Source organism: Litoreibacter ascidiaceicola (assembly GCF_900129235.1).
Taxonomy (GTDB): domain Bacteria; phylum Pseudomonadota; class Alphaproteobacteria; order Rhodobacterales; family Rhodobacteraceae; genus Litoreibacter; species Litoreibacter ascidiaceicola.
Genome location: NZ_FQUV01000007.1, coordinates 151559 through 164739, shown reverse-complemented (window position 1 = coordinate 164739; position 13181 = coordinate 151559). Strand labels below are relative to the sequence as shown.

Sequence of the window (13181 nt, the reverse complement as noted above, 5' to 3'; positions counted from 1 at the left end):
ATTGACTGCATGGAACATCGAACCGACAATATCGCCAATCATGACCACGCCGCCCGCGCGGAGGGCAGCTATCACTACGGGCTGGTGAAGCGCGCCATCGCGGCGATTGACCAGCACAAGGATGGCCCGCTGTCGCTAGAACAACTGGCGCAAGAGATGCAGATGAGCCCCGCGCATTTCCAACGGGTCTTCAGTAAATGGGCAGGCGTGTCGCCCGGGAGGCTGCAACAATACTTACGGCTGGGTCATGCCAAGGCCCTACTGGAAGAGCGGTTCACCATGCTGGAAACCTCGGATTCAGTTGGTCTGTCGGGCAGCGGGCGATTGCATGATCTGTTCGTGAAATGGGAAGCCATGAGCCCCGGCGAGTTTGCCCGCAAAGGCGAAGGCCTGACGATCTATTGGGGCTGGTTTGAAAGCCCGTTTGGACCGGCCTTGGTGATGGGCACCGAAAAGGGGATTTGCGGCATCGGGTTCGGTGCGGAAACGGGCGAAGCGGCGGCGATGGGCGATTTGGTTGGCCGTTGGCCTAGGGCCAACTATGTCGAAGATCCGGCGATGTTGCGCCCTTGGGTGCTGGCCGCGTTTGGCGCGGATGCGGCGGGAACCGAGCATGCGCCCCTTTACCTGATTGGCGCCCCGTTCCAGATCAAGGTTTGGGAGGCTTTGCTGGCGGTGCCAACGGGGCATGTCACCACTTATTCCGAGATCGCCAATACGGTAGGCCACAAGAAAGCGGTGCGCGCTGTGGGCACTGCCGTGGGGCGCAACCCGATCAGCTGGCTGATCCCGTGCCACCGCGCGTTGCGCAAATCGGGTGGTTTGGGCGGCTATCACTGGGGATTGCCGGTCAAGCGGGCGATGCTGGCCTACGAGGCGGCGAAAACCGGCTTATGATCTGGCGGATTGCCGCCGGAATTCCAAGTGTTTCAATGAATTGACCTCGCAGGCGGGAACGCGCCTGAACAGTTTCTTGCTGCCACTTGAAACTTTTTGGCCGCTTGCCAGTTAATAGAACAAGCGCCGCGCTGTCGCGGCTCAACGAGGAACTGAAACCATGAAACCTATTCTTTTGGCCCTTCCCGCTGCCGCCATGATTTTGGCGGGTTGTGACGCATCCACTCCGAACCAACGTACCAAGAACGGCGCCCTGATCGGTGCAGCCATTGGTGGCGCATTGGGCGCGAACTCCACATCCGACAACAAGCTTGAGCGCGGCATTATCGGTGCTGCCGTCGGTGGTGCCGTGGGTGGTGCCATTGGCAACAGCCTGGACAAGCAGGCCGAAGAGTTGCGCGGTGATCTGGGCAACAATGTTGGCGTGGTCAACACCGGCTCCGAACTGCGGGTGACCCTGCCGCAAGACTTGTTGTTCTCGACTGACAGTACCAATTTGCGCCCTGACCTGCAGGCCGACTTGCGTGCCGTTGCCAACAACCTGAACGATTATCCCAACAGCGAAGTGATCGTAGTCGGCCACACCGACAGCACGGGTGACGCGAACTACAACCAGAACCTGTCCGAGCGCCGCGCGCAGGCCGTTTCCTACGTTTTGCGTGATGCAGGAGTGTCGAGCTCCCGCTTGCGCACAATCGGCAAGGGCGAAAGCCAACCAGTTGCGTCGAATGACAGCAGCTCTGGCCGCGCACAGAACCGTCGGGTCGAAATCATCATTCGCCCTTACTCCTGAACTATCGGGCCGGCGGCATGTTTCCGCCGGCCTACGCTTCCCCCTTAACAGACGCGCCGAATTGGCCTAATATCTGCCCATAACCCACGCCGCAAAGGCGGGACCCATATACCGAGGCAGGTACCATGACGATCAAACCTATCGCGGCCCTTGCGGCTGCCACGCTTGCTGTCAGCGCGTGTACAACCGACAGCGTTTCCCAAGCCAACAAATCGCAAACCGGCGCCATTATCGGCGGAGCCCTTGGTGGGCTTATAGGTGCGTCAAGCGACGACAACAAAGTGATCAAAGGCATCGTAGGCGCCGGCATTGGTGCCGCCGCTGGTGGCGTAATCGGTCATCAGTTGGACAAGCAGGCCGAAGATTTGCGCCGCGACATCCCCAACGAGAACATCGATATCGTAAATACAGGCGAGGAACTGCGGGTCACCATGCCGCAAGACTTGCTGTTTGCGGTCAACAGTTCTGATTTACGCTATGATTTGCAGGCTGACCTGCGCGCCTTGGCTGGCAACTTGCGCGACTATCCGGACACGACAGTCAACATTGTCGGGCATACCGATGACACGGGTTCTGACAGCTACAATTACGAGCTATCGGAGCGCCGTGCGCAGGCCGTGGCCTTCACGCTGGAAGACGCGGGCGTCACCCCGTCGCGCATCCGGTCCTATGGGCAGGGCGAGACACGCCCCGTGGCATCCAACGTGACCGAAGAAGGCCGCGCCCAGAACCGCCGCGTCGATATCGTTATCCGGCCAAACGCGGCTTAATCCGGTTTAGAACTGTTCAAAACGGCCCCCAAGTCGGGGCCGTTTTTTGTTGTCTAACGCGATGACTGGTCATATATTTTTACCAATTAGCGGGGTAAGACGATGCCATTCAAGAAGATCGAGGCCGAGAAACTCTCCAACGCCGTTGTGCGGCAGATCGAGTTGCTGATCTTACGCGGTATACTCAAACCGGGGGAACGGCTGCCATCCGAGCGCGAACTGGCAGAAAAACTGGGCGTCTCGCGCCCCTCCTTGCGTGAAGCCGTTGCGAACCTGCAAGACCGCGGGCTTCTGGCAACCAAGGCGGGGGCCGGAATTTACGTCGCCGAAGTGGTCGGCGCAGCATTTTCGGATGCCTTGGTGCAGCTGTTTGCGGATCATGATGAGGCCGTCTTTGACTACATTTCCTTCCGCCGCGATCTAGAAGGGCTGGCCGCCGCCCGTGCCGCGCGGCTGGGCTCGGATACCGACCTGAAGGTCGTCGACACCATTTACCGCAAGATGGAAGCGGCCCATTCAAAACGAAATCCCTCCGAAGAGGCACAGTTGGACGCCGAGTTTCACCTAGCGATCATCGAAGCCAGCCACAACGTCATCATGCTGCATATGATGCGCGCAATGTTTCAAATGCTACGCGAAGGTGTATTCTACAATCGTCAAAAGATGTTCAAACAGCGCATCACCCGCGACACATTGCTGGAGCAGCATCGCGCGATCAACACAGCGTTGCTTGCCCGTGACGAGGACGGTGCCCGCGCCGCCGTGGAGGCGCATCTGAACTACGTCGAAGACAGCCTGAAAGACAGCCTCAAGGCGGAGCATAACGAGACGATCGCCAAGCTCCGGCTGGAGCACGAAACCTCTAGGTCTTGAGCGGCGCGCCACCGGCAAAGGAATTGCCATTTTGGTAGTCGCACGGCTCTTCCCGCATTTGCAGGTGAAGGCCCGTGCCGGTGAAGGGATTTGCGCGCGCTAGATCCTCGTCCAGCGTAACACCTAGACCCGGTGTTTCCGGCGGTGTGATGTAGCCGTCTTCAACCTTGATTGCCCCGCCGATCAAATCGGCGTGGAAATCCGTCTCGATGGTTTCGCACATCAGCAGGTTGGGGATGGAGGTCGCCAGATGGATATTCGCGGCCCATTCGACCGGACCTGCGTATAGGTGCGGGGCCATTTCAGCGTTGAAAACCTCGGCCAGCCCGGCCAGCTTCTTCATCTCCCAGATACCACCAGCGCGGCCCAGTGCGGGCTGTAGGATTTTCACCCCGCCCGTGCGCAGCAAGGTCGCGAACTCCGCCTTAGTGGTCAGCCGTTCGCCCGCCGCGATCGGGATGCGCACGGCTTTGGCAACCTCGGCGAATTCAAGCGGGTTATCCGGCGGCAGAGGTTCTTCGAACCACAGAGGGAAGTACGGCTCTATCGCCTGCCCCAAGCGGATCGCGCCGGATGTGTTGAACTGGCCATGCGTGCCGAACAGCAGGTCTGCGCGGTCGCCCACGGCCTCGCGGATTGCCTTGCAGAACGCCACAGACATGGAGATATCGAACATCGCGGGCTGGTGGCCTGAATGGATTGTGTAGGGTCCCGCAGGGTCGAATTTGACCGCCGTGTAGCCGCGATCCACCGCATCAAGCGCTGCTTCGGCGGCCATTTCCGGAGATGTCCAAAATTCTGTCAGATCATGGTGAGGCAGCGGGTAAAGATACGTATAGGCCCGAATTTTCGGGTTCATCTTCCCGCCCAACATTGCCCAGACGGGGCGATCCCGCGCTTTGCCGAGGATATCCCAGCAGGCCATTTCCAAGCCGGAAAACGCGCCCATAACGGTCGGGTCTGGCCGTTGCGTGAAACCCGAGGAATAGACACGCCGAAACATCAGCTCGATATTCTCGGGGTTTTCGCCTTCGATATGGCGCGCGAAGACGTCTTCGATCACGGCGCTCATGGCATCGGGACCAACGGCGGAGGCGTAGACCTCTCCGATCCCTTCGATCCCGCAAGCGGTCGTCAGCTTCACGAATATCCAATACTGCCCGCCCCAGCCGGGTGCGGGGGGCGACGTTACAATGATCTGTAGGTTCTGGAGTTTCATTTGAAAATAATCACATTGCGGCGCGCAGCGCCTGAGCGCGTGTCGGCAATGGCCTCGTTGATCTGATCCAGACGCCAACGCCCCGACACCAATTCGTCGAGCTTCAGACGGCCTTGTCCGTACAGGTCAACCAGCCAAGGAATGTCGCGCTTCAATACCACATCACCCATTTTCGTCCCCTTCATACCTTGCGCCATGGCGCCGAAAATAACCGGCTCATAGGCCGCCTTGTCGCCCGAGTGGGGCATCCCAACCAGATACATATTGCCGCCAGAGCCAAGGAACCGCGGCGCAGATTCGAACGCAGGGATCGCACCGACGGTGACCATGACAGCATCTGCCATGCGCCCGCCAGTGATCTCGGCCACTTTCTTCCATGGCTTGGGATCGCTCGCCAGCACGCCGTCCGTCGCGCCGAACTCCTTCGCCGCTTCCAGCTTTTCAGGAACCATATCAATCGCGATGATCCGCGCCGCACCCGAGATTGCGGCGCCTTGAATGGCGTTCAGACCAACGCCGCCCGCGCCGATGACCACCACGTTTTGACCGGGGCGCACCTTGGCGGTGTTCACCACCGCGCCGACGCCTGTGACAACCCCGCAAGACAACAGCGATGCCGCGTCCATCGGGATGGTGTCAGGGATGCGCGCGATCTGGCTTTGGTCAACCACCGCGCGTTCCGCGAAGGCACCGCAGGCAAGGCCGTGTTCCAACGCGCTTCCGTCGGGCATGGAGAGCGGGCCAGCCATCCGGTCATAGGGCGTCGCGCATTGCGTCGGCACGCCGGACGCACACGGCGTGCAGGTGGCGCAGGAGCGGATCAGGGTGACCAAGACCGCGTCGCCAATTTCCAGCCCGCTGACGCCATCGCCCAAAGCCGACACGCGTCCCGCAGCCTCATGGCCGTAAACCGCGGGCAAGTCACCGCCCCAACCGCCATCCAGAAACGAAATGTCCGAGAAACAGATCGCGCAGGCTTCAAGGTCCACCTCGACCTCGCCCGTCTGCGGGGCTCGAAGTTCCACCTCTTCGATGCTTAGAGGTGCGCCGAATTCGTGGCACACGGCGGCTTTGATTTTGGTCATGGCTCGGCCCTCGCGATATGTTGTGTTTGAAGACAACCCGCGAAGCTGGCACATCGCAAGGGCGATATGCAATATTTCTGCCATGGGCCCGCATTTTAGCACCCAACACGGATCATGAGGCCGTCACTGTGAAGCTAGACCTTGGGCATATCACCCTGAACGTCGTTGAGGACGGTGACCCGTCCGGCGCGCCGGTTGCGTTCTCCAACTCGCTCGGGACGTCGCTGGAGTTGTGGGACAAAGTGATCCCCCTGCTCCCGCAAAACCTGCGGCTAATCCGCTATGATATGCGTGGCCATGGGGCGTCGGATGTGCCGGATGCGCCCTATTCCATGGGGATGTTGATACGCGACGCCGAGGCATTGCTGGATCACCTGAAGGTGCGAGACTGCGTGTTCGTCGGGCTATCGGTTGGCGGCATGATCGCGCAAGGTTTGGCCACGAAACGGCTGGACCAGATACGTGCCATGGTGCTGTCGAACAGTGCCGCCAAGATGGGCCATCCCCAGATGTGGAAGGACCGCATTGCGGCGGTTGAGCTAGGCGGGATCGAGAGCATCGCCGACGAGGTTACGGAACGCTGGTTCTCGCGCGCGTTCCTGAAAACGCCGGAGCTGGCCTGTTGGCGCGACATGCTGACGAGCACGCCGAAGCAAGGCTACCTTGGAGCGTGTGCTGCAATCGCAGGAACCGACTTCTACTCGACCACAGCAGCGTTGACGCTTCCAACGCTGGCAATAGCGGGCAGCGAGGACTGGGCCTCTCCGCCGGACCTGATCCGCGAGACGGCCGACCTGATCAAAGGCAGCCGGTTCGAGCTGATCCGGCGTGCGGGCCACCTACCTTGCGTGGAGCAGCCCGACATTTTTGCGGCCTTGCTGACACAATTCCTGAGCGACATTGGCCATACGTAAACCTTGCCTTACACAGCGGTCGCAGCCATTTAGGCCGCTATGACCCGCAACCTGCCCATCACCTTCATTCTGATCACCGTGCTGATCGACGCGATGGGCATCGGTCTAATCCTGCCCGTGATGCCGCAACTTATTCAGGATGTAGGACATACCGACATCTCGGGCGCGGCTGTTTGGGGGGGTATCCTGTCGGCGGTGTTTGCCTTCATGCAGTTCATGTTCTCGCCCATGGTCGGCTCTTTGTCAGACAGGTTCGGGCGGCGTCCGGTGTTGCTGACATCTAATGCCGCCATGGCCTTTGACTATGTGTTGATGGCTTTGGCCGGTACCATCTGGTTGCTGTTGATCGGGCGTATCATCGGCGGCGTCACAGCGGCCACCCATGCGACGGCCAACGCCTTCATGGCGGATGTGTCCCCGCGCGAGAAGAAATCCCAGAACTTCGGCCTGATCGGTGCCGCCTTCGGCGTCGGCTTCGTCCTTGGCCCCGTGATCGGCGGCTTGCTGGCAGAGCTTGGACCGCGTGCGCCGTTCTGGGCGGCGGCGATACTGGCAGGTGCGAATTTCGTGCTTGGCTATTTCGTGTTGCCGGAAACTGTCACGCCAGAAAAGCAACGCCCGTTCCAATGGGCGCGGGCCAATCCGGTGGGCGGGCTTAAAGCGGTCACCGCCCTCCCTGGACTTGGCGCTTTGCTTTCGGTCTATTTCTTCTACCAGATCGCCAATATGGTTTATCCAGCAATATGGGCTTATTACACCGCCGCCAGCTTCGGATGGTCCCCCGGCGTGATCGGTGCATCACTTGCGATCTACGGTGTGTCCATGGCGATCACTCAGGCCGTGCTGATCCGCTGGGTAATTGCGAAACTGGGAGAGGTGAAAACCGTCTATTGGGGCTTGATCTACAACGCCTGCACGTTGGCGATGATGGCGTTTATTTCCGACGGATGGGTGTTGCTGATGCTTACCCCGTTTGCGGCATTCGGGGCGGTCGTCGGCCCTGCGTTACAAGCCGTGATGTCGGGCCGCGCTGCCGACAACCAGCAAGGTGAACTGCTAGGGGTGATGTCCTCGATCAACGCACTTGGCATGATTTTCGCGCCACTGGTGTTCACCCGTGTCTTTTCCTATTTCACAGGCGAGGACGCGCTGTTTTTCCTACCGGGTGCGGCCTTCTTGCTGGCGATGGGATTGATGCTTGTCGCGTGGGGAATGGTCGCCCGCGCTCTTACGCGTCCCATAAGCGCAGATGCGCCATGATTTGCCCGTGGTCCGAGGCCAGCTTGTTATAGGGTGCCTCGTCATGCGAGCCATCTGTCAGGTGGTCGTTGAACACCGAGAAGTACGACATTTCGCCGATCTGATTGGTGCCGCCTGTGAAGTGGCGCGACAGCAGGATTTGATCGATGCTCTCGAAGACCCCACCAAACGCAGAGGTGTAAACCATGTCACGCAGTGACTTGCGGACGAACAGCTTTTCGCAGCTTTCCAGTCGAACCGCTTTGATCTTTTCCTGAATGATCTCGTTCTCAGCGTCGGAGTACCGGTCATTTGCCTTCTTGGCATCGTGCCGGCGCATCCACGCGTAGTTTTTGAATGGACGTTCACCGGCGATAATTTCGGAGCTAACGGCGTTGTCGCTGTCGTTAAGATCGCCCAGCACGATAACAGGGTTCCCTTTGTTGATCTCTTCGACAACCAGCTGGCGCAGCACCCAAGCTTCGGCCATCCGGCGGGTTGCGGCACGTAGGGACCCAAGCGCGCGACCAACCGGATCATAATTGACCAGGTCAATTTCGGGCGGCTGACCGCCCCCGTCGGGGCGCGTGAACTCGCCCAGTTTAGACTTCAGGTGGCAGTTGAAGACCGTGATGATCTGATTTCCCACTGGAATCCGTGCCTTCAGGATCGGGCGCGACAGGCGGTCGAGACGGAACGAGCCGCCATCTCCGCCGCTCATCATGGCGAAGGGGATCACCAAATCGGGGTCAACTTCCTGAATCACCTCTGGCTTGCCGACGAAGCCATAGCGCGACAGGATGGCCAGACCGGGTCGACGTTCCCCCGGCTCCCCGTCATTCAGGTTCGGCGCGAAGGCCAGCTGCGCGCTGGTATAGTCCTTATAAGCGAGCTTGCGGAAAATTGCCTTGCGGGCGTAGCGCTTGTTGCGATCGGGCACCGCGTCTTCGTTGGAGGCTTTGCCGCGACGGTCCGCCTCCGCGATCACCTCTTGCAGTGGAGCTTTGTCGAAAATCTCCTGAAACCCCACGATGTCGGCGTTCAGCGTGAAGACCTGATCGGCCAGCCAGTCCTCCTTCCACGCGTGCTCCTCGGGTGTGTATTTTTCGAAGCGATAATACTCCTGATCGGCGGCGATCAGGTTTTTGACGTTGAAGCTGGCAATGGTGAAATCGGTCATACGTCATCCCCGTATTTGGCCAACGCCATCTGGAACACTTCAGCATCGACATTGCCGCCAGAGGCCACGGCGATGACGTCATCGCCGTCGAATTTGTCCCCGTGATATAGCGCCGCGGCAAGCGCGATTGCCCCGCCCGGCTCCAGCACCACCTTGAGGCGGGCAAAGGCTACTGCCATGGCGCGCAGGCAATCCTCCTCGGGCACCACTAGGCCAGGGCCACACAAGCGCTTGAGGATCGGGAAGGTAACATCGCCCGGCTGCGGAGTAATGATCGCGTCACATATCGAGCCCGACAGGCTTTTGTTGCGCTTGATCTCCCCCGCTTCCAGCGAACGGGTCACGTCGTCGAAGTTTTCCGGTTCAACGGGGCGGACACGCAACTCCGGCGCTTTGGCCTCCAGCGCCAATGCGATGCCAGAGGTCAGCCCGCCACCGCCACAGCAGACCAGAACCTCTCGCGCATTTGCACCAAGCTCTGCCGCCTGCTCCGCAATTTCCAGACCGACAGTGCCTTGGCCTGCAATCACCAAGGGCTCGTCGAATGGCTTGATCAGGGTCAGACCCCGTTCCGTTGCGAGGCGCGCGCCAATTTCGTCGCGATCCTCGGTTGCTCGGTCATACAAAACCACCTCCGCACCCAACGCGCGCGTGTTCTCGATTTTCATCTGGGGGGCGTCCGCTGGCATGACGATCACCGCACTCGTCCCGTGCTCGCGGGCTGCCAGCGCCACACCTTGCGCATGATTGCCTGACGAAAAGGCAATGACACCAGCCTTGAGTGCATTGTCGGTAAGCGCCGAGACCGCCGACCACGCGCCGCGAAATTTGAACGACCCGGTGTGTTGCAATGCCTCGGGCTTCACGAAAACACGGCGACCAGCAATCTCGTCAACAAACGGGGAGGTCAGAAGCGGTGTGCGTCGTGCATGGCCGTCAATCCGCTTTGCGGCGGCTTCTATCATTTCGATGTTCATTGCATTTCCCCCAACCACGCTTTGATCGTCAGCAGGGATTCCGGCTCGTCAAGGAATGGAACATGGCCCCGCCCTTGCACCTCGACGGACAGCATGTCCGGTCGGCGTCGCTCCATCTCCGCGGTGGTTTCACGTGTCAGAAGGTCTGAATTCGCCCCGCGTAGGAGCGCCAATGGCAAGCCCTCCCAAGCATCGAAAAAGGGCCACAGATCAGGGTTCAGGTTTTGCGGCCCTGACAGCACCCCGTCACGCAATTTGGGATCATAATTGATGTCCAACCCGTCGGGCTTTTCGACATAGTGTTTCTCTGCCTCTTCGCGCCAGCGGCTTTCGGGAACATCCTCAAACCCTGCCATCAGTTTGGCGCGTTGGGCCGTTGCTTCTTCATATGTTTTGAACGTCGGGCGGCGGCCAAGATAGTTTTTGATCGCGTCCAAACCCGGCTCCGCGATGTCCGGCCCGATGTCGTTCAGGCAAACGCCCAGAAGCCGGTCTTTAACGCTTGCCGCCACCCCCATGGCAATGATGCCGCCACGCGAGGTGCCTAAAATTGCAGCTTTCGGGATGTCCAGATGATCCAGCAAAGCCAGCGCGTCCTGCCCTTCCTGCGGCAAGGTGTAGGTCGACGGGTCCGCCCAGTCCGACTGCCCGCGCCCGCGATAATCCATGCGGATCAGGCGCACGTCATTCAGGTGCGGCGCGACGTAGTCGAAGTCAGAGCTGTTGCGGGTTAAGCCTGCAAGACACAGGACCGGAAGCCCCTCGCCTTCGTCAGTGTAGTGCAGGGAGATTCCGTCGTTGGTGGTGAACTTGCTCATAGGGATGCCGCCAGTTCCGGAATTGTTGTCAGGTCGCTGAGGATGTGGGCAGGTGTCCATGGCAAGCGATCGACCGGCTCGCCGGCACGGTTCACCCATGCGGTCGCAAATCCGTAGCCTGTCGCACAAGCCGCGTCCCAGCCGTTGGAGGACACGAACAGCACTTCGTCCTTCGCGCAGCCGAAACGTTTGCCGACCAAGTCGTAAACCGAAGCATGAGGTTTGAAAACGCCCACATCTTCTACCGACAGGACATCGTCCAGATGTTCGCCAATGCCCGCTGACGACACTGCACCATCAAGCATGTTCGGGGAGCCGTTCGACAAGATCGCTGTGTTCATTCCGGCCGCCTTCAAATGGGCGAGCATGAACGGCACTTCCTTGTAAGCGCGCAGTTCCCAATACAGCGCAAGCAGGCGTTCCCGAAGCTCCGGATCGTCCAGACCGTTGGCTTCCATGGCCCAGTCCAACCCGTTTTGGGTCACGTCCCAGAAATCGGCGTGGTCACCGGTTACCGCGCGGAGCCATGTGTATTGCAGCTGCTTGAGACGCCAGTCATTCGCGACCTTATGCCAGCAAGCGGCAAGTTCGTCGCGGCCCGGCTCGTCGGCCGCGATACGGGCGGCAGCGGACACGTCAAACAAGGTGCCATAGGCATCGAAAACACAGGTGGTGATTGGCATAGGGGTTCCTCCGGCTGTGCAGGCAGAGTGGCACAGCCCGAGACCGAGGAAAACGCCTAAAGGTAGCGCATCAACATCGTGAGCCCGCCCCAAAAATGCGCGCCCGCCGTGAACAGATAGGCCGCCAGTGCCAACACGCCTTGCGGCTTGGTCAGCGGCGTTCTGTGCACCCAAGCCTCCGACCAGCTGAACAGCGATTGCGCGCCGAGTATGGCGAAAAAGAACAGTGCCATGGAGTGCATCGCCACGGCAGCGGCGGCCAAAGCTGCGCTCATCCCCAAGGTGACGAAATTTGTGGCACCAGGGGCGAATGTGTCGATCAGGATGCGCACGCAGCGCCCGCCATCAAGGGGCCAGAACGGCAACAGGTTGAAGAAGTTCAATGCACCGGTGACGATGGCAAACACCCACAAGAAATGCGCCGCCTCGGCGGAGTATGGCGTGATGACCTCCGACAAGGCGTAAGCCAGCGCCATCGGGGCGAGGCAGATACCCGGCCCCATCAGGGTGATGAAAAAGTCGTGGGCTTGCGTTTCTGGTGCGCGGTCTGATATCGCCACGCCCCCCATCAGCGGGATCAGGCGAAAACGCGCGTCGTCATGGCCTGCGATGCGATACGCGGCAACGTGACCGAATTCATGGATCATCACGGACAGAACGATTGCCACGCCATAAAGCGGACCAAAATACCAAGCGGCTGCCACAAAAGCGAGCACGCCCATGCCGAGGCCTTGGATGTCCATGCCAACGACCGTCAGGCCGCGATTGGATACCATCCCTCCGCGAAGGGTGTAGAGCATTAATGTGCACAGCACGATTGCAGCGAATAACACGAACATTGCAAAACCTTTGTCAGACCTGACGGCATGGAACACTGCCAAGATGGCCAAAGAAGGACGTCATATTGGCCCAATTATGGGCAATGACGCGTGGCTTTGGTCCTACAGGTTCTCTGGTTGAGGCATGCCCAGCACGTGATAGCCACCATCGACGCGGATGATTTCACCAGTCGTGCAGTTGCCGTGATCGCTGGCAAGGTAGACGGCAGTGCCGCCCACGGCCTCCAGCGTCGCATTGGCCCGCATGGGGGCGTTCGCCTCGGTCTGGCGAAAGGTCTTGCGCGCGCCGCCTATGGCTGCACCTGCAAGGGTTTTCATCGGGCCGGGGGAGATCGCGTTGACGCGGATGCCGTCCGGGCCAAGGTCGTTCGCCAGATAGCGCACGGTTGATTCCAACGCCGCCTTGGCGACGCCCATGACGTTGTAGAACGGTGTCACGCGGTTGGAGCCCTGATAGGTAAGCGTAAGCAAGGTGCCGCCGTCCTTCATCAACGGGGCCGCACGGCGGGCGACGTCAATCAGCGAGTAGCAACTGATAACCATCGAATTCTTGAAATTCTCGCGGGAGGTGTTGATGAACCGGCCCGCCAACTCGTTCTTGTCGGAGAACGCGATGGCGTGGACCACGAAATCAAGACTGCCCCACTTGTCTTCAAGCGTTTTGAAGCAAGCGTCGAGCGAGTCGTCGTCGGTCACGTCCACATCCACCAAGATGTCAGACCCTACCGACGCCGCCAAAGGCTCTACACGTTTACCAAAAGCATCGCCTTGGTAGGAAAATGCCAGTTCCGCGCCCTCGGCGGCCATGGCCTTGGCTATTCCCCACGCGATGGACCGCTCGTTGGCGACCCCCATGATCAGGCCGCGCTTGCCGTCCATCAATCCAGCCATTTC

Annotated in this window: 14 protein-coding genes; 6 read left to right on the top strand and 8 right to left on the bottom strand. The window is 59.9% G+C overall.

What is annotated here, in order from left to right; translation table 11 throughout:
* Positions 1-9 precede the first annotated feature (9 nt).
* From BUB72_RS14875 to BUB72_RS14860, 4 genes are all read left to right on the top strand, one after another.
* A complete protein-coding gene (locus BUB72_RS14875) occupies positions 10-897 on the top strand; it encodes a methylated-DNA--[protein]-cysteine S-methyltransferase (RefSeq protein WP_073145325.1) in 888 nt (295 codons plus the stop codon).
* A gap of 160 nt (positions 898-1057) precedes the next feature.
* Positions 1058-1690: a YiaD family glycine zipper/OmpA-like lipoprotein gene (locus tag BUB72_RS14870; protein WP_073145323.1), complete on the top strand. Its 633-nt coding sequence runs from the start codon at positions 1058-1060 to the stop codon at positions 1688-1690.
* Positions 1691-1815: 125 nt separating this feature from the next.
* A complete protein-coding gene (locus BUB72_RS14865; protein ID WP_073145321.1) occupies positions 1816-2460 on the top strand; it encodes a YiaD family glycine zipper/OmpA-like lipoprotein in 645 nt (214 codons plus the stop codon).
* A 102-nt stretch (positions 2461-2562) separates the two neighbouring features.
* On the top strand, positions 2563-3333 hold the full coding sequence (locus BUB72_RS14860) for a FadR/GntR family transcriptional regulator (protein ID WP_073145319.1): 771 nt from the start codon (positions 2563-2565) through the stop codon (positions 3331-3333).
* On the opposite strand, the gene BUB72_RS14855 is transcribed toward BUB72_RS14860, so the two are convergent.
* Positions 3323-4552 (bottom strand): mandelate racemase/muconate lactonizing enzyme family protein, encoded by a 1230-nt coding sequence (locus BUB72_RS14855; protein ID WP_073145318.1) that lies wholly within the window; start codon positions 4550-4552, stop codon positions 3323-3325. The two genes, BUB72_RS14860 and BUB72_RS14855, sit on opposite strands and share 11 nt — an antisense overlap.
* A complete protein-coding gene (locus BUB72_RS14850; RefSeq protein ID WP_073145497.1) occupies positions 4549-5637 on the bottom strand; it encodes an alcohol dehydrogenase catalytic domain-containing protein in 1089 nt (362 codons plus the stop codon). The genes BUB72_RS14855 and BUB72_RS14850 overlap by 4 nt, the downstream gene beginning before the upstream one ends.
* A 128-nt stretch (positions 5638-5765) precedes the next feature.
* Here BUB72_RS14850 and pcaD point away from each other — a divergent pair, with 128 nt between their 5' ends.
* Together pcaD and BUB72_RS14840 are read left to right on the top strand one after the other, a co-directional pair.
* The gene (gene pcaD, locus BUB72_RS14845; RefSeq protein WP_073145317.1) at positions 5766-6551 is read left to right on the top strand and encodes a 3-oxoadipate enol-lactonase; all 786 of its coding nucleotides are present in this window, start codon (positions 5766-5768) and stop codon (positions 6549-6551) included.
* 39 nt (positions 6552-6590) lie between these two features.
* Positions 6591-7811, top strand: coding sequence for a TCR/Tet family MFS transporter (locus BUB72_RS14840; RefSeq protein ID WP_073145315.1), 1221 nt, complete (start codon positions 6591-6593; stop codon positions 7809-7811).
* Here BUB72_RS14840 and BUB72_RS14835 read toward each other — a convergent pair.
* The 6 genes from BUB72_RS14835 to BUB72_RS14810 form a co-directional block, all read right to left on the bottom strand.
* Complete coding sequence (locus tag BUB72_RS14835) at positions 7780-8970, bottom strand: endonuclease/exonuclease/phosphatase family protein (protein WP_073145313.1); 1191 nt, start codon at positions 8968-8970, stop codon at positions 7780-7782. The two genes, BUB72_RS14840 and BUB72_RS14835, sit on opposite strands and share 32 nt — an antisense overlap.
* A complete protein-coding gene (locus BUB72_RS14830; protein ID WP_073145310.1) occupies positions 8967-9947 on the bottom strand; it encodes a threonine ammonia-lyase in 981 nt (326 codons plus the stop codon). The genes BUB72_RS14835 and BUB72_RS14830 overlap by 4 nt, the downstream gene beginning before the upstream one ends.
* Complete coding sequence (locus tag BUB72_RS14825; protein ID WP_073145308.1) at positions 9944-10765, bottom strand: alpha/beta fold hydrolase; 822 nt, start codon at positions 10763-10765, stop codon at positions 9944-9946. Before BUB72_RS14825 ends, BUB72_RS14830 begins: the two co-directional genes overlap by 4 nt.
* Positions 10762-11448: a haloacid dehalogenase type II gene (locus BUB72_RS14820; protein WP_073145306.1), complete on the bottom strand. Its 687-nt coding sequence runs from the start codon at positions 11446-11448 to the stop codon at positions 10762-10764. The genes BUB72_RS14825 and BUB72_RS14820 overlap by 4 nt, the downstream gene beginning before the upstream one ends.
* Positions 11449-11504: 56 nt before the next feature.
* Complete coding sequence (locus BUB72_RS14815; protein ID WP_073145494.1) at positions 11505-12287, bottom strand: metalloprotease; 783 nt, start codon at positions 12285-12287, stop codon at positions 11505-11507.
* A gap of 102 nt (positions 12288-12389) precedes the next feature.
* On the bottom strand, positions 12390-13178 hold the full coding sequence (locus BUB72_RS14810) for an enoyl-ACP reductase FabI (RefSeq protein WP_073145303.1): 789 nt from the start codon (positions 13176-13178) through the stop codon (positions 12390-12392).
* Positions 13179-13181 lie beyond the last annotated feature (3 nt).

Coding starts and splice junctions, on each gene's coding strand:
- BUB72_RS14875 (WP_073145325.1), top strand. CDS start 10: ATGGAACATCGAACCGACAATATCGCCAATCATGACCACGCCGCCCGC.
- BUB72_RS14870 (WP_073145323.1), top strand. CDS start 1,058: ATGAAACCTATTCTTTTGGCCCTTCCCGCTGCCGCCATGATTTTGGCG.
- BUB72_RS14865 (WP_073145321.1), top strand. CDS start 1,816: ATGACGATCAAACCTATCGCGGCCCTTGCGGCTGCCACGCTTGCTGTC.
- BUB72_RS14860 (WP_073145319.1), top strand. CDS start 2,563: ATGCCATTCAAGAAGATCGAGGCCGAGAAACTCTCCAACGCCGTTGTG.
- BUB72_RS14855 (WP_073145318.1), bottom strand. CDS start 4,552: ATGAAACTCCAGAACCTACAGATCATTGTAACGTCGCCCCCCGCACCC.
- BUB72_RS14850 (WP_073145497.1), bottom strand. CDS start 5,637: ATGACCAAAATCAAAGCCGCCGTGTGCCACGAATTCGGCGCACCTCTA.
- BUB72_RS14840 (WP_073145315.1), top strand. CDS start 6,591: ATGACCCGCAACCTGCCCATCACCTTCATTCTGATCACCGTGCTGATC.
- BUB72_RS14835 (WP_073145313.1), bottom strand. CDS start 8,970: ATGACCGATTTCACCATTGCCAGCTTCAACGTCAAAAACCTGATCGCC.
- BUB72_RS14830 (WP_073145310.1), bottom strand. CDS start 9,947: ATGAACATCGAAATGATAGAAGCCGCCGCAAAGCGGATTGACGGCCAT.
- BUB72_RS14825 (WP_073145308.1), bottom strand. CDS start 10,765: ATGAGCAAGTTCACCACCAACGACGGAATCTCCCTGCACTACACTGAC.
- BUB72_RS14820 (WP_073145306.1), bottom strand. CDS start 11,448: ATGCCAATCACCACCTGTGTTTTCGATGCCTATGGCACCTTGTTTGAC.
- BUB72_RS14815 (WP_073145494.1), bottom strand. CDS start 12,287: ATGTTCGTGTTATTCGCTGCAATCGTGCTGTGCACATTAATGCTCTAC.
- BUB72_RS14810 (WP_073145303.1), bottom strand. CDS start 13,178: ATGGCTGGATTGATGGACGGCAAGCGCGGCCTGATCATGGGGGTCGCC.